Here is a 21,625-nt window from a genome sequence, read left to right on the forward strand (position 1 = left end):
GCGAAGCCCCTCTGATCACGGCAGTCCGCGGCCGCGGATACTGATGTTCCCCCGGTTTCATGGAGTCGGGATACTGGACTTCAGGCCACGGGTTGGATAGATGGCTGCATCATCTCGTACTCGATCGGGGTCCGCATGCCGAGGGCTGAATGACGGCGCTGTCGGTTGTGGAAGATCTCCAGGTATTCGAAGATCGCGTTGGCCAACTCGATGCGGGTTCTCCATCGCTGACGGTTTAACAACTCGGTTTGTATTCTGCCCCAAAAGGATTTGGTGACTGCGTTGTCATAGCAGTCCCCGATCGACCCCATCGAGGGCACCAGCCCGGACTTGCGGGCCCGGTCGGTGAAGGCCCAGGAGGTGAACTGCACCCCCTGATCGGAATGAATGATCGTCCCGGCCTGCGGGGAACGGTTCGCGATCGCCATGCCCAGCGCGTTGGTCACAAGCGCCGCGGTCTGCGACGAGTCGATCGACCAGCCGACCAGCCGCCGCGAGTACACATCCAGCACGACCGCGCAATACACCTTGCCCTCACGCGCTTGGATTCCAGCAGGACGACCAAGAAGTCAAGCAAACCAACTCCGTCGAAGCGGGGGAACATCAAGCCCTCCGGATTAGCGGGGGAACCTCATCTCAGCTCACTGGCGACGCCGGCTTCGTCTCCGAGGTGTCCGTCAGGTTGTGGTTCGTCCGTGTCTGCGGACTCGGTCTGAGTAGAAGCCATCCAGCGATAGCGGCGACTGCTGCAACACCTCCCGCGACGAGGGACGCGACGTGGAAGCCGTCGAGGAAGGCATCCTTGACGAGGCCACCGAGTTTGGTGCCTATGGGGCCGGGAATTGAGCGAGCGGCCTGAACCCCGGTCAACATGGAATTCGTCGCCGCGTCGTGTGTCGGCTGGGGCAATGGGATGGCTGCCAAACCGGCGTTTACCTTCCCGGAGTACACCGACGCCAGGATTGAGCCGAGTACGGCGACTCCCAAAGTTCCGCCGAGTTCGCGACTCGTGTCGTTGACCGCAGATCCTGCGCCGACCTGCCCAGTTGACAGCTCGTTGAGCACCATAAAGGTTGCCGGCCCCGAGACAAGCGCCACGCCCGCGGCCAATGTGACCATGACGGGCACGATCACGCCCCAGTACGACGTGTCTGCGTCGTACCGTATGGTCAGCCAGAAGGCCAGGGCCATGATAAATGATCCGATCACGGCGGTTCGCCCCTCTCCTGTCTTTGAGCCCAACCACATACTCGGCCCGGCGAAAATCGCTATCGCGATGGCGAAAGGCAGTGTTCGAATGCCGGTCTCCAAGGGAGAAAATTCTTTGACGCCCTGAAAATATTGAGTCATCAGGAATACGAATCCCATGAGGGCGAACATGCCGAATGTCATCAGCAGCGCCGCCGCGGCGAACCTGCGGTCACGGAATAGGCGGATGTCGAACAATGGCGATGAGAATCGGTTCTCCCATACCACGTAGCCTGCGATCACCGCCGCACCAACCACGAGCCCACCGATCGTGCGGGCGGTGAGCCAGCCGTGGTTCGGCGCCTCGATCACGCTGTACACAACGATCGAGATGCCGGCCATGGACAGCAGTACGCCACCGAGATCGAAGCGTCCGACGTCGGGATTCTTATTGGGGGGGATAAGTGCCGCAACCCCGAACAGGGCAACGACACCGGCGGGAACATTGATCCAGAAGATCGAACCCCACGAGTAATGGTCGAGCAGCCACCCGCCCACTACGGGGCCGATCGCGGCGGCAATTCCGGCAACGGCGGCCCACGTCGCCACCGCGATTGCGCGTTCTTTGAGGTTGTCGAACAGTATCACCACGATGGCGAGGGTGGCCGGAAATACAAGAGCGGCAAAGAGTCCGAGGCCTGCCCGTGCGGCGATCAGTTGTCCCAAGTCTGCCGATAGCGTCGCAAGCGCAGACACCACCGCGAACCCCGTGATTCCGATAACGAGCACAGTCTTGCGGCCGAAGCGGTCACCCAGGTAACCGCCGGTCAGGAGTAGGCCGGCGAACACGAGGGTGTACATATCCACCACCAACTGCAATCCGGACGTGCCGGCACCCAAATCCATCGAAATCTTCGGCAACGCAACATTGACGATGGTGTTGTCCAGGAACACCAGCAGCTCGGCGAAGCACAGGGCCGCCAGTCCGAGCCATCGAATCACCACGGAACGCATCGGTTATGGACCTTCTTTTCTCTAACGCCGATCGGCCGTCGGCCAGGGACTTTCACCGGTGATATATTGAGAAGGTTACCGTATCATCGTATCATCCGATACGTCCGACCTGTTGCCCCGGGGGGCCCTATGGTTTTCGTCAACCTGGCCGTGCCTGCGTCGTCAAGCGCCGTGTGGTCGGGGTAGATAGTGTTGCGCCTCATGGAGTCTGAACGAGTTGAAGACGTTGCCAGACTGCCGCGTAAGCGGATGGGGGCCGGTGCGTTGTTCGTCGACGAGCGAGACCACGTGATGCTGGTCGAGCCGACGTATAAGGACTACTGAGAACTGCCGGGCGGGGTTGTCGAAGCCAACGAGTCGCCCCTCGCAGCAACCGCCCGGGAGATTGAGGAGGAGCTCGGGCTGACGGTGCCGATAGGTCGCTCGTTGGCGGTGGATTGGGTTCCGCCGGGGCTCTATCCCAGTGACGGGGTGATGTTTGTCTATGACGGTGGGATGCTCAGCGCCGACCAGACGGCCGCGATCACTCTCCAAGCGGAAGAGCTTCGCAGCTGGGCATGGTGCAATGAGGCCGAAGTCGCGAAACGACTACCGGAGGTGTTGGCTCGCCGCGTGGCAGCGGCATGCCGTGTTCGGAACGCGGGCGCGCTGGCCTATCTGGAGGACGGCTTCGGCGCGGCGTAATCCCGGTAAGGTCGTTGCAGGCGCAGGGATCCGGTCGGGCTGTTTGGTTTTCAGCATGGCATAGAGGACGTCGCAGCGGCGGCGGGCCAGGCAGATGAGGGCGGCGTTGTGTTTCTTGCCCTCGTCACGTTTTCGCGTGTAATAGGCACGGCTGGCGTGTGGCACGCGGGCCAGCCTTTCGGTAAGGCTGTCAGTTGGCAACCGGAGTTGGAACCCAACCAGTGGGGCAGGTCACGATGTCACCGATCCGTGCAGCAGACCATCCAGATGCGGAAACAGGACACTCATCGGACCAAGATCAGGGCACCGGCGACATCATGAACTGTCTACCGCCCCTTCGCATCCCGAAGCTGGTCAATTACGAGGTCTGGGCCAGATCCAGCCTTCTCGAGTTGTTGACAGCAGTGTTTGCCAGGGGCGGGGGTGTTCACCTCCGGGGGGCACTGTCGCGCACGGGCAGAAGATTCGTCAAGGTCTTCAGTCCGGGGAGGTCCAGTCCGCCGCCGTCGCGGGTGGCTCGGCCCAGCAGTTGTTGCAGCGCGGTGTTGAGCGGCGCGGCGACGCCGTGCAGGCGGGCGAGCAGTGCGATTTCGCCGTTGAGGTAATCGATTTCGTTGCTGGCCGCGCCGCGTGCGAAGCTCTGCCAGGTGGATTGGCGCCCTGGGGGTGCGGTGTTTCGGGTGGCGCGTTGTCGGCTGAAGGCGGAGGCGAGCGCGACCGGCTCGTGAAACGTGATTCCGGCTGCGGCGAGAACCAGCCGGGCTTCGGTGACCAATGCGGCACCGACCGCGGCCTTGGCGGATGGGGCGCCGCTGAGAACCTCGAGACCGTTCTTCACGCTGTGCAGGATTTTCGCGGCTTTGTGGGCGCGGATATCCGGTACGGCCTCGGCATGGAAGTTCGCTTTCCCGAGGTCGTCGACCAGGGTTGCCACGGCACTTCCGCCGCGGGCGGAGTCACCAGTGGCGAGTCCGGCGATCATCGCGCCGACGGTCGGGCTCGCGCCGACGTGAATTTCCCCGAGGCGCTCGTAGCGGGCGGAAACCAGCAGGACGGCGCCGATCACGGAGGCGAACCAGCGAGCCACCATGCCTTCGGCGGCCAACCCGTTCTGCACGGTCACCACGGGGATGTGGTCAGCGGCCAGGCCTATCACGGCGCCGTCGGGATTTCGAACGTCGCGCCAGGCCATGTCCTCGGCGGCGGCACCCACATCCTGGGTTTTGGCGGTGAGTACAAGGATATCGCCGGTGTGCAACGCCAAGTCGTCGGTTGTCGCCGCGACGGGCAGGCGCACGTTCCGGATGCCCGTGGGGGTGTGATACTTCACCGGGTGCTGCTGGAAGTACCGTCGCGCGTCGCCGCGGGCGATGAGTAGGACGTCCTGTCCGCTGTCGGCCAGTTCCACGGCCAGCGTCGTCCCGACCGCTCCGGCACCGACGATCACATAGCGGGTCACCGCGGTGCCGAATCGCTGTAGCGCAGGCGGGTTTCGCCCGCCCGGATCGGGATGTCGAGCCGGTTCGGGGCCGGTGGGAGGGGGCACAGGTAGTGGTCGGAGAAGGTGCAGGGGGGCAGATAGGCGCGGTTGAAATCGACGGTGACCCGGCCGCTGTGGTCCGGCGGCGGCACCGTCAGGAAGCGGAATCGCTGGGTTTCGGTGCCGTTGGTGGCGTCGGCGAAGGTGATGTGCGTGTCTCCTTCGGGTGTGCGCACGCCCTCGAATGCGATGTCACGGCCGCCGACGGTGAGATGGATGCGCGATGCCGCGTTCTCACTGACGAATCCGTCGATGTGGTCGAGTCGCAGTGTGGCCGAGATCTTTTCGGCGACGCCCTCGATCACCCACGCGCGGTCGGGGGCGAATGCGTCGATACCCGCCAGTCCGGTCCGGGTGGCGGCCTGGGGGTCGAACACCCGCAGCGCGAGTTCGCCGGCCCGAATCAGTGGTTGCAGCAGAAGGGCGCCGAGTACATGTCCACGGCCGGGTTCGAGTTCCACCCGGAACCCGTGCGCGTCCGCGCCGACGGCGCGGCCGTCGACCGCAACCCAGGCACCGGGTAGGCCGTCGATATGGATCGGCTCGTCGCCGAGCCAGTGGGTACCGATCGCCGCGGCCAGTCCGTGCGCGGCGGTGGCGAGGGCGATACGTTCGGCCCGCCATGTGTGCCAGTCGGCCGACCACAGGTCGATGTCCGGTGTCGTGGATGCGGTCACGGTTATGCCTTTCCGATGTTTTGGATTGAATGTGGCTGCGGGGCAGAGCAATGCGCGCTCAGGACGGGGCCGTGGCGCGCCGGCCGGGTATCGCCGCGAGCAGTCGCTGGGTGTACTCGTGCGCAGGGTTGCGGAACACCTCTGCGGCCGGGCCGGATTCGATCACCCTTCCGCGTTCGAATACCGAAACGGTGTGTGCCAGCTGCCCGACCACGGCGAGGTCGTGAGAGACGAACACATAGGTCAGGCCCAGCCGTTGCTGCAGATCCGCGAGCAGCGTGAGAATCTGCTGCTGCACCGAAACATCCAGGGCCGACACGGGTTCGTCGAGCAGCACCACCTCCGGCTCCAGCGCCAGCGCGCGGCCGATCGCGACCCGCTGACGCTGGCCGCCGGACAGTTCGGCGGGGCGTCGATCGAGGAAGGTGCGTGGTAGCGCTACCTGGTCGAGCAGTTCCAGGGCTCGTGCCCGGCGGCTACGCCGGTCGCCGATGCCGAAGGACACCAGTGGCTCGACGATGCTGTCGCCGACGGTGAATCGGGGATCCAAGGACGCGAACGGATTCTGGTGCACCAGCTGGAAGCGGCGCCGCAACGGTCGCAGCCGCCGCCAGCTGAGCCCGGTGAGATCCGTGCCGTCGAAACGGACGGTGCCGGTCGTGGGTTTGGTCAGCGCCATGGCGATGCGCAGGGTCGTGGTCTTCCCGGACCCCGATTCGCCGACCAGCGCATGGGTGCGCCCGGCTGCCACGCGAATCGAGACGTCGTCGAGGGCGAGAGTGGTGGGCCGCCCGGGAGTGCCACGCGCGGAACGGAATTCCTTGGACACCGCGACGAGTTCGAGGATCGGTTCGGCCACCTCCACCTCGTCGGGCCGCAGCGTGAACCGGGGTTCGACCACTCCGCCGTGGGCGAGAGCCGGCGCGGCGGCGATGAGGCCGCGCGTGTAGGGGTGCTCGGGGTCGATCAGGATCGCCGCGGGCGTGCCCTCCTCGACGATCCGCCCGCGCCGCATCACCACCACCCGGTCGGCACGGTCGGCGGCCACGGCGAGGTCGTGGGTGATGATCAGCAGTGCGGTACCGCTGCCACGCACCAACGACTCGAGATGGTCGAGGATGCGCGCCTGGACGGTTACGTCGAGCGCGCTGGTGGGCTCGTCGGCGATGATGAGGTCGGGCTTACCCGCCAGAGCGATGGCGATCAGCACGCGCTGGCGCTGGCCGCCCGACAATTCGTGCGGGTACCGGTGCAGATGGCGTTCCGGTTCGTCAAGCCCCGCCCGGCGCAAGGTGTCGAGCACCTCCGCATGCAGTTCGGGGCCGCGAAGGCCGCGCAGCTTCACCGCCTCGGCCACCTGCTTGCCGATCCGCTGGGTCGGATTCAGCCCGACCATCGGGTCCTGCGGAATCAACCCCACCGTCGCGCCGCGCAGCGCTCGCAGGGTCTTCTCACCGGCTCCCACGAGCTCGGTTCCGGCGACGCGGACCGAGCCGCCGGTGATCTGTGCCCGATCGGGCAGCAGGCCGATGACGGCGAGTGCGGTGGTGGTCTTGCCGGACCCGGATTCGCCGACCAGCGCGACGATTTCGCCTCGGTGAACGCGCAGCGCGACATCGCGAACAGCCGGTTCGACGGTGCCCTCGCGCCGGTAGCCGACCTCGAGTCCCTCGATCTCGACGATCGCCGAGTCCTGCGTGGCCACGGTTTCCGCGATTGCGGCGGCGTTCGTCATCGCTTCCACTCCTGCAGCGTCTTGGCGATGTGATTGAGCGACAGCACGGTGAACACGATCACCGCGCCGGGCAACAGCGACACCCACGGCGCGGTCACCAGAAAGTTGCGGCCACCGGCGACCAGCGACCCCCATTCGGCTTGCGGTGGCGCCGCGCCGAAGCCGAGGAAGCTCAGTGCCGCGACGGCGATGATCGCGGTTCCGAAGTCCAGCACCGACAACGCCAGCACCGGCCCCCACGAGTTGGGCAGTACATGGCGCAGCAACACCCTCGGCCACGAGGCGCCGCCGGCACGGGCGGCCTCGACGTACGGAAGTGTCTTGACGCGCAATACCTCCGACCGCGTGGTTCGCGCGAAGCCGGGCAGGATTCCGACCCCGACGGCGATGGCCACCGGGATGGTTCCGAATCCCAGCGCGGTCACGATCGCCAAGGCGGACAGCAGCCCCGGAATCGCCAGCAGGACATCGACTCCGCGCATGACGACCGAATCGGTGGCCCCGCCGAAGAAGCCGGATACCAGTCCGAGGGCCAGCCCGGCGATCAGGGCGATGCCGACGGCGATGAGGGCTGCCTGCACGGTCAGGCCCGAACCGTAGAGCGTGCGCGCCCACAGGTCCCGCCCGACATCGTCGGTACCGAAAAGGTGTGTCGCACTGGGTGGTCGCAGTCGCTGGGCCGGTGCGGTGGCGTACGGGTCGTAGGAGGTGAACACCGACGGCACGAAGGCCGAGGCGATCACACCCGCGACGATCGCCAGCGCTGTGACGAATCCGGGCCGGCGCGCCAGCCGCACCGCATTCCGGCGTAGCAGTGGGCGGCGTCGCGGTATCGCGGGATCCGCTGCGGTGACGATGTCCTCCGGAGCCTCGGCCAGGACCTGGACCATGTCAGCTCACCTCCGCTTTCGTGGCATGTGTGATGCGAGGATCCAGGAGTGGGTACAGCAGGTCGACGACCAGATTGACCAGGACGAATCCGGTCGCGGCGATGACGACGATGCCCAGCACCACCGGAATGTCTTTGGCCAGTACGGCTTCCTGCGCGAGCCGGCCGATCCCGTTGCGGCTGAACACCGTTTCGACGACGATCGCGCTGGTTACCGTCGTGCCCACCAGAAGTCCGAGGATGGTCAGCGCCGGGAGCAGCGCATTGCGAAACGCGTGCCGCAGTTGCACTGCGGACCGCGACAGCCCCTTGGCCCTGGCGGTGACGATGTACTGCTCACCCAATGTCTCGTCGAAACTGTGGGTGAGTACCTGGGCCAGCTGGGCCGACGACGGTAGCGCCATGGTGACGACCGGCAGCACCTGCGACCGCCATCCGGTGCTACCCGACGACGGCACCCAGCCCAGGTCGAAGGCGAAGACCTGAATAAGTAGCAGCGCCACCAGGAACGAGGGGATCGCGACACCGAGCGCGGGTATCCGGTCGAGCACCGTGCGCAGCGGCCGGAATCGGACGAACGCGGCGAGGTAGGCGACGACGGTGCCGACCACCACCGCAAGAGTTCCGGCGAGGACACTCAGCAGCAGCGTCCCGCCGAGCCGGTCGCCGATCAGCTGGGTCACCGGCATATGTTTGGCGATCGAGGTGCCGAAGTTGCCGTGCAGTGCGCCGGTCAGCGCGGTGAGGTACTGATCGGGTATCGGCCGGTCGAGTCCGTACTCCGCCTTGGCGGCGGTGAGCTGTTGCGGTGTCAGCGAATCGGTCTCGATGCCGGCCGCGCCGAGCTGGATCGAGACCGGGTCACTGGGCAGGAGGTACAGCACGACGAAGGTGAGTGTGAACGCCGCCCACAGCACCACGACGGCCTGTGCGATGCGGCGCGCAGCGTATCTGGTCAAGGTATTTTCCTTCTCTCGCGGGGACGGCGCTAGGGTTGAATCCAGGTGTCGCCGAGAGATAAGAAGCTCTCCGAGGTGAATCGGAATCCGTTGACCTGGTTCCTGATTCCCGCGTACTGCAGGCGCTCGAAGAGCGGGAAGGTGACACCGTTGTCGATCAGGACGTTCTGCAGCTCGGTGTAGACCCGCTGCCGCTGCGCCTCGTCGGTCGCCTGTACCGCCTGCGTGAACAGATCACGCACCCGGGCCGCGGTCGCGGGATGCTGGGCATTCCGGGCCAGAGCCTTCGAATTCGCCAGTTGCTCGACGAGAATGTACTGCAGGGCACCCGGATCGGCACGGGTGAAATAGTTCTCGATGAGATCGTACTGACCGCCCGCGATGGCGCCGGGGCGTTCCGCGTTGGTGACCACCTTCAACTGCAGGTCGATGCCGACCTTGCGCAGCTGGTCCTGGAACAGCTCGGCACCGGGGCTGGACGCGGTGATCAACTGGGTGAGAGTGAGCCGCTTGCCGTCCTTCGACCGGTACTGGTCGCCTGGTGCGAGGCGCCATCCGTCGGCGTCGAGGAGCCGCCCGGCCTCCTGTGGGTCGTAGTTCAGTTTGGCGGCCTGCGAGACGAAGTAGGGTGTGGTGCTGTCGAAAGGTCCGCCGACGGCCGGATAGTCGGACCCGAAAACCGTTGTGGCATAGGTTTTCACGTCGATCGCCTTGTACAGCGCCGCGCGGACCTGGTCATCGGCCAGCGGATGCCCGTCCGACACGTTCGGATACAGCGTGTACGAGACGCCGGGCAGCGGCCGCGACCGCACATAGGCGCCGGAGCGCGCAATCAGCTGCCGGTCTTCGACGGTGAACGGATTGCGCGGCCAGGCGATGTCGATCTGGCCGGAGACCAGGTTGCCGGTGCGGACGCTGTCCTCCGCGACGTAGCTGACCTTCACCCCGTCCAGATACGCCTCGCCGGTGTTCTTGCTCAACGCCGAACCCCAGTGGTAGCCGGTGCGCCGGCTCAGCGAGACGCTCTCACCCGGGACGTATTTGTCGAGGACGAACAATCCCGACCCGGCGATGTCGCCCTGGCAGCGCTGCTGCGGAGTCTTGCGGAACGACGCCGGGGACAGCAAGGCGAGGTTCGTGGTCGAGGTCGCCTGCAGGAACGACGAATTCGGCTGGGAGAAGTGGAACTTCACCGTCTTGGCGTCGACCACTTCGGTCGATTCCAGGCCGACGATGTAGCTCGCGCCGAAGACCGTGCCGTTGGTCCGACGGGTCTCATCGAGGAAGGCGTCGAAGTTGGTTTTGACCGCCGCGGCGTCCAGGGGAGCGCCGTCGGCGAAGGTCACTCCGTCGCGCAGGGTGAAGGTGTAGTCGCGGCCGTCGGGACTGATCTGCCATCCGGTGGCCAGCCAGGGCACGATCGCCCCGGTGTCGGGGTTCTGATCGGTCAGGGAATCGGCGAAATTGCGGATCAGTGAACGACTCTCGATCCAATACACCTGGAATGGATCGATGCACGGGAAGGCCGCGTTGTCGGGCCAGAACGCCAGCCGCAAGGTGCCGCCGCGTACCGGGTCGCGCCCCTCTCCGGAGGGTCCGCTGTCGTTGCCCCCACCGCCGCAGGCACTCGCGAGCAGCGCGGTGGCAGCGGCGAGCGCGAATGCCCCCGTGCGCCATCGGCGCTTGCGGCGGTGCGGGGTGGGCTTCAGGAAGGTCGGCATCGGGATGGTCCTCGCGACGAAACGAAAAGTATGGATGGACAGGGAAACCGGGACTACGCGCCCGGCCGGAGGATCGCGCGGCCGGCGGCCAGCAGTGCGGCGTCTTCCTGCGGCGGATGGACCCGCACGCACAGCACGTCGCGCAGATGCCGTTCGAGCGGGTTGTGCCGAGTCAGCGCCGCGTTGCCGAGCGCCGCGACGGCCGTCTCGACCGCCGCGATGGCGGAGCGTGCGATCAGCACCTTGACCGCTGAGAGCTGTTGCGGCACACCGGGTTCCTCGGCGGCGAGCCGGTGCAGGGTGCCGTACAGCAGGGTTTCGGCCTGCACGATCTGGCTCTCGATCTCGCCGGCCACCGCCTGGATGCGCTCGGTCTCGGCGATCGGCTTACCCAGCGCGGAGGGCACGCGCGCGCGGGCGTACGCGGTGAATGCGGTGCGGGCGGCGCGCGCCACGCCGACGTAGAGGGCCGAATGCCCGAACGAGGCAGGCCCCGATGTCGCCGCCGGATCGCGATACACCCCGTCGACGAACGGGATCTCGCGGAAGTTTTCCGCGGGCACCGCGACCCCGGTGTAGGTCACGTCGTGGGTGTTGGAGGCCCGCAATCCGAGATGGTCCCAGGTGTCGTGCCAGGTGATGCCCGCCGCGTCGGCGGGAACCAGGAAATGTCCGACCCGCTGCGGGGATTCGTCGGTGGCCGCCCACACCACGTGGTAGGTCAACGCCCGTCCGCCGGTGGCGAAAGACTTGCGCCCGTCGAGGATCCAGCCGGATTCGGTGCGGCGGGCGATCGTGGCGGGCAGTCCGCCGCGGGCCGGCGCGCCCAGCTCCGGTTCGGCACGGACGGCGTTGACCAGCGCCGGGCCGTCGAGTGAGCGCCGCACCAGTTCGGCGTAGACCGTATCGGGCCAGCCGCCGGTGTCGGTCTGCGTCCGGTGCACACCGAGATTGTTCGCCGCGATGAGCGCGACCGACGGGTCGCCCTCGCCGAGAGCCACCAGAATTCGCGCCACCCGGTGATGATCGAGTTCGGGTCCGCCGTAGCGGGCGGCGATCGTGGCGGTGAGGTACCCACCGCGATGCGCGGCGCGCAAGCCGGCGAGCGGAACATCGCCGGATCGGTCGTATTCGGCTGCGGTTGCGGCGATTTCGGTCGTCAGCGCCGCCAGGGCGGCGGGCGAGGTATCCGGAACTGTCAACGCCGGATATCCGCTCGGTGCGGTGGTCACGGGCGGGCCGCCGCTGCGAGCGCGCCGAGGTGTTCCGACTGCAGGGTGCCGCGCCGGCCGGTCGCCTTCCGATGCGCCAACTCCTGGCGAACCAGCGGCAGCACGTAGCGTCCGTAGTCGATGACGTCGTTGAGGGTGTCGTAGCCGCGAATCGATACCAAGCTCGCACCCAGATCGATGTAGTCCAGAATCGCCGCCGCGACCGTCTCCGGGCTGCCCACCAGTGCGCTCGACGCACCGGCGGCATTGGTCACCGCGGTGGTACGCGTCCACAGCGCGCGATCGTAGATCTCTTGGCGCTGAGCGAATTCCAGCGCTCGTTGCGAGCCGACGTTCTGCGGTGCGCCGGTGAATCGCTTGCGCGGCGGACTGTTGTCGAGATTGCGTGCGATCCGTTCGACGTAGTCATGCGCCTTGGCCCAGGCCAGGTCGTCGGTGCGGTCGATGATCGGGCGGAAGGTCACCCAGATGCGCGGGCGTTCGGTGCGCCCGGCCGCCGCGGCGATGCTGTGCACGCGTTCGATCTGGCCCTTGACGTCGGCCAGCGGTTCGCCCCAGAAAGCGAAGATGTCCGCCGTGGCCGCGCCGATCGCGAACGCGGCATCGGACTGCCCGCCGAACGAGATCGGAATCGAGTCGCCGTAGGGCGGGAATCCGGGGCCGAAATCATCGAAGCGATAGTGCTCGCCGGCATACGAGAACGACTCCTTCTCGGTCCACGCACGGCGCAGCACATCGATGAATTCGCCGGTGCGCGCATAACGCTGGTCCTTGGGCAGATAGTCGCCCTGTCGTGCCTGTTCGGCATCGTTTCCGCCGGAAATCAGATGCAGTACCGCCCGGCCCTCGGTGAGCTGGTCCAGGGTGGCCAGCTGCTGGGCGGCGACCGTCGGGAATACCGTGTTGGGGCGTACCGCGACGATCGGCTTCAAGGTGTCGCTGAGCTGACCGACCGCCGAGGCGAGCACGAACGAATCGGCACTGGACGATCCGTACGGCAGCAGCGTCGCGTCGAATCCGGCGTCCTCGAGGGTGCGGACGTAGCGCTTCACGAAGGGCAGATCGATGCCGCGGGTGGGAATCGGCTCGAGTTCGGTTGAGGGATTCGTATGCGTCAGGCTGATGAATTCCACAGTCGGTGCGGCGGTGGCCGGCACCGGTTCGGCACTGGTTTCCACGGTCATGACAGTCCTTCCGGCATTGGTCTCGGATGTGCGCGCACCGAATCACGGCCGGACACGGAACGTCATGCTAATGAGCCGCCGAGCGCGAAAACCAGAGTTCGAATCGTGAAATTCGATTCGATTACCCGATAACGACCGATAGGGTGAAAGAAATATCCGAGGAATTCTGATCCGGTCGATTTCAAAGGTATGCAAGTCCCGCGGGGCAGCGTTAACTGGTCGAACTTATTGTGCCGTTCAGAAGGTGGCTGAAGTTTATGGCGGATCCCCTGGATTTGACGCACCTGCGCACGCTGGTGACCATCGCCGAGACCGGCGGGTTCCGGCGTGCGGCGGACGCCTTGCATCTGAGCCAGCCCACGGTCAGCCAGCACATCCGCATGCTGGAACGGCGGCTGAAGCTGTCGCTCGTCGAAAGGCACGGCCGCGGTTCGTATTTCACCCCGGACGGCGAACGCCTGGTGGCCGAGGCGCGCAAACTGCTCGACGCCCAGGACGAAGTGCTCGCTCGCTTCGCCGGATCGGCGCCGGTGCAGATCGCCATCGGCTCGACCGAGCATGCGGGCGACGGGCTGCTGACCGAATTGCTCGCTGTCCTGCGTACCGCCTATCCGGACGCTCATCTGCATTTCCGGATCGATCGCTCCACCACGCTCACGGAATCGGTGAGTAAGGGCGTGGTGGATCTCGCGGTGGTGCTGGGCGGCAACACCACCGAGCCGGTCGGCGCCGAGGTGGGCCTGCTCGATCTGCGCTGGGTCGCGGGAACCACCTGGCAGCTGCCGCCCGCACCGGGGCCCATCTCGCTGGTGGCGTTCGAGGAGCCCTGTGGATTGCGGCGGCGGGCCGTGCAGAAGCTTGGCGCGCTGGGCTATCAGGTCGCCGTGACCGCGGAATCCGGCAATTTGGACGGCGTGGTGGCGGCCGCGAAGGCCGGTCTCGGGATCGCCCTGCTGCCGTTTCTTACGGCTCCGCCCGGTGGCCTCGCCGAGATCCGGGAGCTGCCCGCGATGGGCTCGATCGATGTGCGATTGGTAGCCCGGCGCGGACTCGGTCACGATATCGAGAACACCGCCGTCGACGCGATCACCGCGCACTATCACTCGATCACCGGCCGCCGGCTGAGGGGAGTCGCGTAATGACTTCGCGGACAGACAGTGTGATCACCGCCGAGGAACTGGCCGAGCGGCTCGATGCCGGGGTGCCCGTGACGGTTCTCGACGTGCGCTGGCAACTGGACCAGCCCGACGGCCGGAAAGCCTACGGCGCCGGCCACATTCCGGGTGCCGCCTATGTGGACCTCGAATCCGAACTGTCCGACCATTCGATCACCGGGCGCGGGCGCCATCCGCTACCGGCGGGCGCCCGGCTGCAGGCGGCAGCGCGGCGCTGGGGCGCGCGGACCGGAGTGCCGATCGTGGTGTACGACAACTGGAATCGTGCGGGCTCGGCGCGCGCGTGGTGGGTACTGCGCGCGGCCGGCGTCACCGATGTACGCATCCTCGACGGCGGGCTCGCCGCCTGGACCGGGATCGGTCGCGACCTGGCACAGGGCAACGAACAGCCGACGCTCGGCGATCTCACGGTTGCGCACGACAACCTGTACGCGGGCGCGGCGAACACGGTGACCGCGGACGGGGCGGCCGGGCTCACCACCGCGGGAGTTCTGATCGACGCACGGGCACCCGAGCGGTTCCGTGGGGACAGTGAGCCGGTCGATCCGGTGGCCGGGCATATTCCCGGCGCCGTCAACGTCCCGTACGCCGGCCTGCTCGACGAGCACGGATTCTTCCGTCCCGCAACAGAACTCGACTCGATCTTCGCGTCCGCGCAGGTGGGTGGCGGGAGAGCCGTGGGCGCCTACTGCGGTTCCGGGGTCACCGCCGCCGTGGTCATCGCGGCCTTGCGGATCGCCGGCATCGACGCGGCGTTGTTTCCGGGGTCGTGGTCGCAGTGGAGCGCGGAGGCCGGGCGTCCGGTCGCCGCGGCGGCGCCGCCGGACTGACCCGATCAGAACATCTTTCCCGGATTGAACAGCCCGGAGGGGTCCAGCGCGCGCCGGACCGCGCGCTGAACCTGCAGCGCGTCGGGTCCCAGTTCGCGCTCCAACCAGCGCCGCTTGAGCAGCCCCACGCCGTGCTCACCGGTGATGGTGCCGCCCAGTTGCAATGCGGTGGCGAATATCTCGTCCGCCGCGTTCTCGGCACGCCCGAGGGCTGCGAGGTCGTGCTCGGGAACGACGATGATGGGATGCAGATTTCCGTCTCCGGCATGGCCGAAGGTGTAGATCCTGCTGTCGTGCCGGGTGGCGATCTCGGTGATCCGGCGCACGGCCTCGCCGATCCGTGATCGCGGCACCGCGATGTCCTCGATGAGTACCCGGCCGTGCCGCTCCAGTGCGGGAAGAGCTGCGCGGCGCACCGTGAGCAATTCGTCCGCGGCGGCGGAATCGGTGCCGACGGACACGCGGGAAGCGAAGCGCGCGAACGTCGATTCGACGATCGCGGCCTCTGCGTCGGCACCGAAACCATCGGTCTGGGCGACGACGAACGCGCCCGCCGCCGCACCGCGCACCCCCGACCACTCCTGGGCCTCCCGAAGCGATGCCCCGTCGAGCAATTCCAGCATCGCGGGCCGTACCCGCGCGGCTAGTACGGCCGCTGTGGCCGCGGCCGCCTGCTCGACGTCATCGAAATAGGCGGCGACCGTCACTGTGCGCACCGGAATCGGTTGCAACCGCACCGTCGCCGACACGATCACGCCGAGAGTGCCCTCCGAGCCGGTGAACAAGCTCGTCAGATCCAGTCCCGCGACGCCTTTCACGGTGCGTCGTCCGGTATGCAGCAGCCTGCCATCGGCTAGGACCACGCTCAGGCCCAACACCGAATCGCCGGTCACCCCGTACTTCACACATCGCAGCCCACCCGCGTTGGTGGCGATATTGCCCCCGATCGTCGAGATCGCGACACTGGCCGGATCCGGCGCATACCGCAGGCCGGCCCGGGCGGCCGCGGCGTCGAGCACCGCGCCGCTGACACCGGCTTCCACCACCGCGTACTCGTCGGCCTCGGCGATCCGCAGAATTCGGTCGAGCCCACTGACGTCGAGGATCAGCGAACCGGCACCGGCACTCGCGCCACCCGCCAGCCCGGTGCCGGCCCCTCGCACGACCACCGTCAGCCCGGCCTCCGCCGCGAATTCCACTGCCCGCCGCACGTCGTCCACGGTCGCCGCGCACACCAGCACCTCGGGCTGCCCGTCGGCCCGATGAGCCGATCGATCCGACTTCACGTGCTCGGGGATCGCGGAGCCGATGAGGACCGTCCCCGTGATCGACTTCGGCCCGGTGGCGGGAATGGTCATCGAGGTACTCCTTCGGGTCCGCGTGCGCCGGCGTGGCAACGGGGCGCTGGTTCATTTTCTCCGCTTGCCGGAGCTTTGCGCCGCTCGCAACGATCGAAGTATCCGATCACTGCCTATTGCGAGCCTGACCGCCTGGCCCTTGATCGTTATGGAGTGAAATACTCAACCATTTTGCGCCATGTCCGGAATGCGGATACGCGACGCAAGCATTTCATGTAGTCACTCTATGCGGATGGGAACTTTCCATTACCACTGTCGGTTCTTGCAGTCTCCCTTGTGGTTGGTCCGATCCGGCCTACGCGTCGAAACACGGGCACGCCTTGGTCGATCGGGAGTTGTATATCCCGCAGTCCTGGATCGAGGACCGTGACCGTTGCCGCGCGGCGGGTATTCCCGATGACGTCGAGTTCGGCCGCGGTCACTGGGTGCTGGCCCGGCGTTCGATCAGCGACCCCGAGCAGATCGCCTACTACGTCTGCTACGGGCCTCGCCGCTCCACCCTGACCGACCTCGCCTGGGTCGCAGGGTCACGCTGGCACATCGAGGAAGCGTTCCAGCAGGCGAAAAACGAAGCCGGACTCGACCACTACCAGGTCCGGACCTTCCGGGCATGGTATGCCCACATCACCTTGTCCATGCTCGCACCGGCCTGGCTCGCCGCATCCAAAGCCGTTGCCGCAAAAGGGGACTCGGAGTTCATGACGAAGGCATGATCGCCTTCACGTTACCGGAGATCCGCCGCCTGCTCGCACACCTGGTCCTGCGCCACACACGCTCCGCCGAGCATGTCTGGGCCTGGTCGAGCTGGCGCCGCCGATGGCAACACCAAGCCCGACTCGGCCACTACCGCCGGCGGGGACGACCGCAAACTTAACTGCCGTCGCAGTACTAGCGGCTGCGCGGACTTGTTTGCGGATGCAGCTGCCCATCGGGTCGATAACGACGCCGGCATGGGCGTCGACACAGCGGCGAGCGACGAACAGCGTGTCATTGTGGGCGGAAGCGATGATCGGAACGACGGCGCGATGTACCGCTTCGAGAGCCGATGTGGCGCTGCGGGTTCAGACACCACTTGCGGTTGGAGGTTCCCCATCGACATGTGAGCTTCCGTCCTCCGAAACACTTCAGATACTGCTTCGTCGGTGGTCATACGGAATACCGAACACCGGTGAGGTCCTCGGACATCTCCCATAATCTGCGCTGAAGCAGGGCATTGCGGGAGGTGGCAGATGAGCTGACGATCCGGGGATGGCCTCGTAGTTCGCCCAGTCCTCTGGGACCGAAGTATTGGCCGCCTACAACTGCGGGATCCGTTGCGGCGCGCAATATCGGCAGTGCTCCCATCGCAGCGCCTTGACGCAAGCTGCCGAGCAGTCTGTTCTGCAGCCGTATGGATATCGGGGCGTCCCTAACGAGGTGTGTCTTCGTCGTGCCCGGGTGCGCTGCCACGGCGATGGCGTTCGTACCCGAGGCCGCAGCCAGCCGACGTTGGAGTTCGTATGTGAAGAGCAGGTTGGCGAGCTTGGCCTGGCCGTAGGCGTGTACCCACTTGTAGGGACGCCGTTGCCAGTGTGGGTCGGCGAAGTCGATGCCGTCACCAGCCATGCGGTGGCCGAAACTGCTCACGGTCACGATTCGGGCTCCGGGTGTGTTCGTCAGCATATCCAAGAGCAAGCCTGTCAGCGCGAAGTGTCCGAGGTGACACACGCCGAAGTGGAGTTCGAAGCCCTCCTCGGTGGATCCCTTCGTAAACGCGACCAGCCCCGCGTTGTTGATCAACAGGTCAATGCGGGGGTAGCTTGCGCGCAGTTCGGCGGCCGCGGATCTGACAGATCGCATGGATGCGAGATCGAGCTGCTGCACGCTGACGGTAGCGCCGAGTTGAGAGTCGGCGATTCTGGCGGCAGCTTCGATTCCCGCGCCGATGTCTCGCACGGCGAGCACCGTGCGGGCTCCGCGACGCGCAAGAGCAGCGGCGATCTCGTACCCAATACCCGAATTAGCGCCTGTTACAACGACAGTGCGCCCCGATTGATCCGGTATCGCGTCAGCCGTCCAACGCTGACGCCGGTTCATTTTCATTTCACCTCGCTCACGTCGGGGGAATCGCCACGCGTGGTAAAAGGCCGGCTCCGGATACTCCCAATACTCGACGAGCTTTCCGTTGTCGATACGGTACACCTGGGCCAGGACGTAGCTCAGCTTCTCGCCGTCACGTTCGAGGTGATGGCGAACAATACTGCGGGTGCAGGTCAGAGTTTCGGGGTCACGATCGGCGGGACCTCAGCGCCCAGCCGCAGCGACTCGAGGAACAGCACGATTGTCGCGGCCACGGAGCGGTGCGCGACATCGTTGAGCACGTCGTGTCGGCCGCCCCGTACGAGGCGGAGATCGGTGCGCGGTGCCTGCGTGTACGCGTCGATCGCCGCGGCCAGGGGGGTGATGCGGTCGTCGGTGCCGTGCAGCGCTAGTGTCGGGCGGTCGTGTGCTCCGATCGCGACCGTCTGCCACGGCACCGGCAATGCTATTGCGCCGCGGGTGAATTCGCCGTCCGCTGATATCGTGGCGCGGTGCACCGGGCACGCGGTGCGGGCATCGACCTCGTCCGCCCATTCGGTGCCCACCGCATCGGTCGAGGAGCTTCGTGGCGCGGGGGAGGGAAGAGCGATTGCCGCCAGCACAGCACCTTCCACCGGTATGTCCGAGACGAGCCGCGCCGCCAGCGTAGCCCCGCTGTCCGATCCGAGCAGGATCCGCGGCGCCGGCAGTGACTCGTCGGCCAGTACTTTTTCGACGGCCGCTCGGGTCCCTGCGAAATCGTCGAGTGCCACCGGCACGTACCGCACCCGATAACCGTCGGCCGAGAGCCGCCGGCCTAGACGACCGTACGATCCGGCGGTCTCCCCGCGTCCGGGTAGCAGTATGACGGTGCCGCGCGGTGTGGCGCCCTCGGGTTCGTCCCACACGCCGGTTGCCGGATGTGCCTGTGTCGTTGTCATTCGGTCGCTCCTTCCGCCCAGGCGGATGTGAACCAGCGCACCGCACCGGTTTCCGGGTTGTAGGACCGGCGCGGCAGAGTGCCGATATCCGCGCCGTATACATGGATTCCGATCACCGGCTCGTCGCCGCCGCAGCGCACCTGGTGGACGTCGTCGTCGGTGGTGCAGCACACCGTCACCTGACCGGCGGACCACTCCGCAGTGCCCTCCTCGACGAGCGGCACGTCCTCGGTCGACGGCTTGCGGTAGCGGGTCTCGACCTCGATGCCGCTGTGAATTCCCACCACACCCCAGGTCTCGTGGCCGTGAACCGGTGTTCCCTGCCCGACGTTCCACACCGCGGCGGCGATGGAGAAGGCGCCGTCGGGGTCGACGTGCAGCGGATACATGACGTAGTGATCGGGATCGGGTCGCGTCTTGCCCGGCGGCAGTTCGAGTCCGCCGGTCAGGACGGCGGTGAGTTCGTCGCGGATGGCGGCCGTCAGCGAGCGCTCGTCGGGGATGTCGTCGATCAGGCGCGCGACGGTGTCGGCGAACGTCGCCAACTCCGGTATGCCGGTCTGGATCGGGACGATCGGGGGTCGGGTCATTCCAGCTCCTCACTGGGGGATTCGAGCGGACAGGACGCGCCGGCGATAGGTGGTCAGGCGGTCGTGCAGGCCGGGTGCGAGCACGGATCGGGTCAGTGCGGCGAGTGCGGCGTCGGGGTCGTGCACGGGCCGGGTCTCGGCCAGCAGTGCGGGGCGAGTTGCGGAGTCGATGCGGGCCCAGGCGTCGAGGATCCCGGAGAGGTCACCGGGTGTGCCGGTCACCAGTCGCCCGGCGGCCGCGGCGGTGACCGGGTCGCCGCCCAGGAAGATCGCGGGATCTGTGATCGCGCGCAGGCGAGCGGTGCCGAGCACGACGCCGAAACGTGCTCCGGGAAAAGCGAATCGGGCGTCCGGTCCGGCGAGCCGGTGATCGCACGCGGCGACCAGATCCGCTCCGGCACCGATCGCGGCGCCCTCGACGACGGCCACCGTGAGGTAGGGCGCGGTGGCCAGCCGTTCGAGCAATGACCCGATCCGCAGGAATCGATGGGCGAGGGAGGCGTCCGATTCGCGGGACAGCCCGGTCAGATCGAACCCGGCCGCGAAGTGCCGTGAATTACCTTCCAGTACAAGCGCTTCCGGTCGAACGGCAGCCGCTTCCTCGAGTGCATCGTGCAGGGCCTCGACGAGTTCGGACGACAGTGCGTTGGCGGCCTGCGGACGGTCGAGACGAACCCGCCAGACTCGGCCGCGATGAATGGCGAGGGTCATGTGCCACACCACTCGTCGAAGATCTCGTCGTCACCGCCCAACCGCGGTGCGGCTCGGTCCAGGCGGGGGTCCTGGCCCTCGATGCGTACCGGGAAGACGACCGTCGGGGTGGGCCCGGCGACGGGGACGTCGAGGGAACCGACCAATCCGGTCGCGTGCACGTGCTCATCGGAGAGGATGTCGCCGAACGAGTTGACCGGGCCGCACGGCACGCCCCGCGCACGCAGTTCGGCGATCCAATGGTCGCGTCTCGCGCTCGCGAAGCGCTCCTGCAGGATTGCCGCCAGTTCGGCGTGGTGCGCGACCCGGTCCAGTTGGGTCAGGAATCGCGGATCGTCGGCCAGTTCGGGTGCCCCGACCACCTCGGCGACCGCCGCCCAGAGCCGATCGTTACCCGCGGCGACGGTGAAATCGCCGTCGGCGGCGGCGAATCCCTGATATGGCGCGTTGCGCGGATGGGCGGTGCCGAGCCGGGCCGGTTCCACACCGGAGCCCCAGAATTCACTGGTCTGTAGCGCCGATACGCCGATGAGGCAGTCGAGCATCGGACAATCCAGCCGCACGGACCGGCTCTCGGCGCGGACCTGGGGCAGCACGGCGGCGATGCTGTAGGCGGCATACAACCCGGCGGTGAAATCGCCGACCGGAACCCCCGCTTTCACCGGCCCGCCGCCGGGCTCGCCGGTGACACTCATCAGTCCCGACATCGCTTGGATGACAACGTCGTACGCGCCGTGGTCGACGTACGGACTCGTCAGGCCGTAACCGGATATCGAGCAGTACACGAATCCGGGATGGCGCACCTGCTCGTAGCCGACGCCGAGCCGGTCCAGGACCCCCGGCCGGTAGTTCTCCACCAGCACATCGGCGGCCGCCACCAGATCGCGGACCCGGGCCAGATCTCCGGGATCGCGCAGATCGGCGACCACCGAACGCTTGTTGCGGTTGACCGAGGCGAAGTTGTGGCTGAACCGCTCGTCATCGTCGTCGGCGAAGGGCGGCCACGCGCGCATCTGATCGCCCGTCGGCGGCTCGACCTTGACCACGTCGGCGCCGAGATCCGCCAGTAGCATCCCGGTGAACGGACCGGCCGCTACGTGGGCGAACTCCACGACACGCACACCGTGCAACGGCCGCAT

At 66.8% G+C, this 21,625-nt stretch carries 18 protein-coding genes and 3 pseudogenes; 4 read left to right on the forward strand and 17 right to left on the reverse strand.

Annotated features, from left to right (window positions below; genetic code table 11):
- Positions 1–80 precede the first annotated feature (80 nt).
- Positions 81–539, reverse strand: a pseudogene (locus IRT45_RS07285) (IS3 family transposase); the annotation flags it as partial.
- A gap of 97 nt (positions 540–636) precedes the next feature.
- Positions 637–2,202 (reverse strand): MFS transporter, encoded by a 1,566-nt coding sequence (locus IRT45_RS07290; RefSeq protein ID WP_194805098.1) that lies wholly within the window; start codon positions 2,200–2,202, stop codon positions 637–639.
- A gap of 327 nt (positions 2,203–2,529) precedes the next feature.
- On the opposite strand from IRT45_RS07290, the gene IRT45_RS07295 reads away from it, so the two are divergent.
- Positions 2,530–2,886: an NUDIX hydrolase gene (locus IRT45_RS07295; RefSeq protein ID WP_228533908.1), complete on the forward strand. Its 357-nt coding sequence runs from the start codon at positions 2,530–2,532 to the stop codon at positions 2,884–2,886.
- Between the two features lie 18 nt (positions 2,887–2,904).
- On the opposite strand, the pseudogene IRT45_RS37970 reads toward IRT45_RS07295, so the two are convergent.
- The 9 genes and pseudogenes from IRT45_RS37970 to IRT45_RS07335 all read right to left on the reverse strand — a co-directional run.
- Positions 2,905–3,039 (reverse strand): annotated as a pseudogene (locus tag IRT45_RS37970) (IS110 family transposase); the annotation flags it as partial.
- 274 nt (positions 3,040–3,313) lie between these two features.
- Positions 3,314–4,345: a ketopantoate reductase family protein gene (locus tag IRT45_RS07300; RefSeq protein ID WP_194805099.1), complete on the reverse strand. Its 1,032-nt coding sequence runs from the start codon at positions 4,343–4,345 to the stop codon at positions 3,314–3,316.
- Positions 4,342–5,103: a DUF1684 domain-containing protein gene (locus IRT45_RS07305; protein ID WP_309240823.1), complete on the reverse strand. Its 762-nt coding sequence runs from the start codon at positions 5,101–5,103 to the stop codon at positions 4,342–4,344. The genes IRT45_RS07300 and IRT45_RS07305 overlap by 4 nt, the downstream gene beginning before the upstream one ends.
- Positions 5,104–5,161: 58 nt before the next feature.
- A complete protein-coding gene (locus tag IRT45_RS07310) occupies positions 5,162–6,838 on the reverse strand; it encodes an ABC transporter ATP-binding protein (protein ID WP_194805100.1) in 1,677 nt (558 codons plus the stop codon).
- Positions 6,835–7,728 carry an ABC transporter permease gene (locus tag IRT45_RS07315; RefSeq protein WP_194805101.1) on the reverse strand — a complete coding sequence of 298 codons (894 nt, stop codon included), beginning with the start codon at positions 7,726–7,728 and terminating at the stop codon, positions 6,835–6,837. The genes IRT45_RS07310 and IRT45_RS07315 overlap by 4 nt, the downstream gene beginning before the upstream one ends.
- Before the next feature lies 1 nt (position 7,729).
- The gene (locus IRT45_RS07320; protein WP_194805102.1) at positions 7,730–8,686 is read right to left on the reverse strand and encodes an ABC transporter permease; all 957 of its coding nucleotides are present in this window, start codon (positions 8,684–8,686) and stop codon (positions 7,730–7,732) included.
- A gap of 29 nt (positions 8,687–8,715) precedes the next feature.
- Complete coding sequence (locus IRT45_RS07325) at positions 8,716–10,407, reverse strand: ABC transporter substrate-binding protein (RefSeq protein WP_194805103.1); 1,692 nt, start codon at positions 10,405–10,407, stop codon at positions 8,716–8,718.
- A gap of 53 nt (positions 10,408–10,460) precedes the next feature.
- A complete protein-coding gene (locus IRT45_RS07330; protein WP_194805104.1) occupies positions 10,461–11,639 on the reverse strand; it encodes an acyl-CoA dehydrogenase family protein in 1,179 nt (392 codons plus the stop codon).
- Positions 11,636–12,823 (reverse strand): LLM class flavin-dependent oxidoreductase, encoded by a 1,188-nt coding sequence (locus IRT45_RS07335; RefSeq protein ID WP_194805105.1) that lies wholly within the window; start codon positions 12,821–12,823, stop codon positions 11,636–11,638. Before IRT45_RS07335 ends, IRT45_RS07330 begins: the two co-directional genes overlap by 4 nt.
- A 257-nt stretch (positions 12,824–13,080) precedes the next feature.
- On the opposite strand from IRT45_RS07335, the gene IRT45_RS07340 reads away from it, so the two are divergent.
- Positions 13,081–13,962 carry a LysR family transcriptional regulator gene (locus IRT45_RS07340; protein WP_194805106.1) on the forward strand — a complete coding sequence of 294 codons (882 nt, stop codon included), beginning with the start codon at positions 13,081–13,083 and terminating at the stop codon, positions 13,960–13,962.
- Positions 13,962–14,828 (forward strand): sulfurtransferase, encoded by an 867-nt coding sequence (locus IRT45_RS07345; protein ID WP_194805107.1) that lies wholly within the window; start codon positions 13,962–13,964, stop codon positions 14,826–14,828. Before IRT45_RS07340 ends, IRT45_RS07345 begins: the two co-directional genes overlap by 1 nt.
- Before the next feature lie 5 nt (positions 14,829–14,833).
- Here the strand turns inward: IRT45_RS07345 and IRT45_RS07350 are convergent, their stop codons facing one another.
- Entirely contained in the window at positions 14,834–16,186 is a 1,353-nt protein-coding gene (locus IRT45_RS07350; protein WP_194805108.1) for an FAD-binding oxidoreductase, read from the reverse strand.
- 293 nt (positions 16,187–16,479) lie between these two features.
- Here IRT45_RS07350 and IRT45_RS07355 point away from each other — a divergent pair.
- Positions 16,480–16,899 (forward strand): annotated as a pseudogene (locus IRT45_RS07355) (hypothetical protein); the annotation flags it as partial.
- Between the two features lie 433 nt (positions 16,900–17,332).
- On the opposite strand, the gene IRT45_RS07360 reads toward IRT45_RS07355, so the two are convergent.
- The 5 genes from IRT45_RS07360 to IRT45_RS07380 all read right to left on the reverse strand — a co-directional run bounded on the left by IRT45_RS07360 (position 17,333) and on the right by IRT45_RS07380 (position 21,625).
- A complete protein-coding gene (locus tag IRT45_RS07360; RefSeq protein ID WP_194805132.1) occupies positions 17,333–18,268 on the reverse strand; it encodes an oxidoreductase in 936 nt (311 codons plus the stop codon).
- A 170-nt stretch (positions 18,269–18,438) separates the two neighbouring features.
- Positions 18,439–19,185 (reverse strand): alpha/beta hydrolase, encoded by a 747-nt coding sequence (locus tag IRT45_RS07365; protein WP_194805109.1) that lies wholly within the window; start codon positions 19,183–19,185, stop codon positions 18,439–18,441.
- Entirely contained in the window at positions 19,182–19,775 is a 594-nt protein-coding gene (locus IRT45_RS07370; protein WP_228533817.1) for a hypothetical protein, read from the reverse strand. The genes IRT45_RS07365 and IRT45_RS07370 overlap by 4 nt, the downstream gene beginning before the upstream one ends.
- A 9-nt stretch (positions 19,776–19,784) precedes the next feature.
- Complete coding sequence (locus tag IRT45_RS07375; RefSeq protein ID WP_194805110.1) at positions 19,785–20,486, reverse strand: enoyl-CoA hydratase/isomerase family protein; 702 nt, start codon at positions 20,484–20,486, stop codon at positions 19,785–19,787.
- Complete coding sequence (locus IRT45_RS07380; RefSeq protein WP_194805111.1) at positions 20,483–21,625, reverse strand: CaiB/BaiF CoA-transferase family protein; 1,143 nt, start codon at positions 21,623–21,625, stop codon at positions 20,483–20,485. The genes IRT45_RS07375 and IRT45_RS07380 overlap by 4 nt, the downstream gene beginning before the upstream one ends.

The sequence above is a fragment of the Nocardia sp. BSTN01 genome (genome assembly GCF_015354405.1).
Classification (GTDB): domain Bacteria; phylum Actinomycetota; class Actinomycetes; order Mycobacteriales; family Mycobacteriaceae; genus Nocardia.

What these genes read in the sequence shown, in the direction of transcription:
- IRT45_RS07290 (WP_194805098.1), bottom strand. Translation starts at nt 2,202, where the DNA reads ATGCGTTCCGTGGTGATTCGATGGCTCGGACTGGCGGCCCTGTGCTTC.
- IRT45_RS07340 (WP_194805106.1), top strand. Translation starts at nt 13,081, where the DNA reads ATGGCGGATCCCCTGGATTTGACGCACCTGCGCACGCTGGTGACCATC.
- IRT45_RS07325 (WP_194805103.1), bottom strand. Translation starts at nt 10,407, where the DNA reads ATGCCGACCTTCCTGAAGCCCACCCCGCACCGCCGCAAGCGCCGATGG.
- IRT45_RS07335 (WP_194805105.1), bottom strand. Translation starts at nt 12,823, where the DNA reads ATGACCGTGGAAACCAGTGCCGAACCGGTGCCGGCCACCGCCGCACCG.
- IRT45_RS07360 (WP_194805132.1), bottom strand. Translation starts at nt 18,268, where the DNA reads ATGAAAATGAACCGGCGTCAGCGTTGGACGGCTGACGCGATACCGGAT.
- IRT45_RS07365 (WP_194805109.1), bottom strand. Translation starts at nt 19,185, where the DNA reads ATGACAACGACACAGGCACATCCGGCAACCGGCGTGTGGGACGAACCC.
- IRT45_RS07370 (WP_228533817.1), bottom strand. Translation starts at nt 19,775, where the DNA reads ATGACCCGACCCCCGATCGTCCCGATCCAGACCGGCATACCGGAGTTG.
- IRT45_RS07375 (WP_194805110.1), bottom strand. Translation starts at nt 20,486, where the DNA reads ATGACCCTCGCCATTCATCGCGGCCGAGTCTGGCGGGTTCGTCTCGAC.
- IRT45_RS07350 (WP_194805108.1), bottom strand. Translation starts at nt 16,186, where the DNA reads ATGACCATTCCCGCCACCGGGCCGAAGTCGATCACGGGGACGGTCCTC.
- IRT45_RS07380 (WP_194805111.1), bottom strand. Translation starts at nt 21,625, where the DNA reads ATGCGGCCGTTGCACGGTGTGCGTGTCGTGGAGTTCGCCCACGTAGCG.
- IRT45_RS07345 (WP_194805107.1), top strand. Translation starts at nt 13,962, where the DNA reads ATGACTTCGCGGACAGACAGTGTGATCACCGCCGAGGAACTGGCCGAG.
- IRT45_RS07310 (WP_194805100.1), bottom strand. Translation starts at nt 6,838, where the DNA reads ATGACGAACGCCGCCGCAATCGCGGAAACCGTGGCCACGCAGGACTCG.
- IRT45_RS07315 (WP_194805101.1), bottom strand. Translation starts at nt 7,728, where the DNA reads ATGGTCCAGGTCCTGGCCGAGGCTCCGGAGGACATCGTCACCGCAGCG.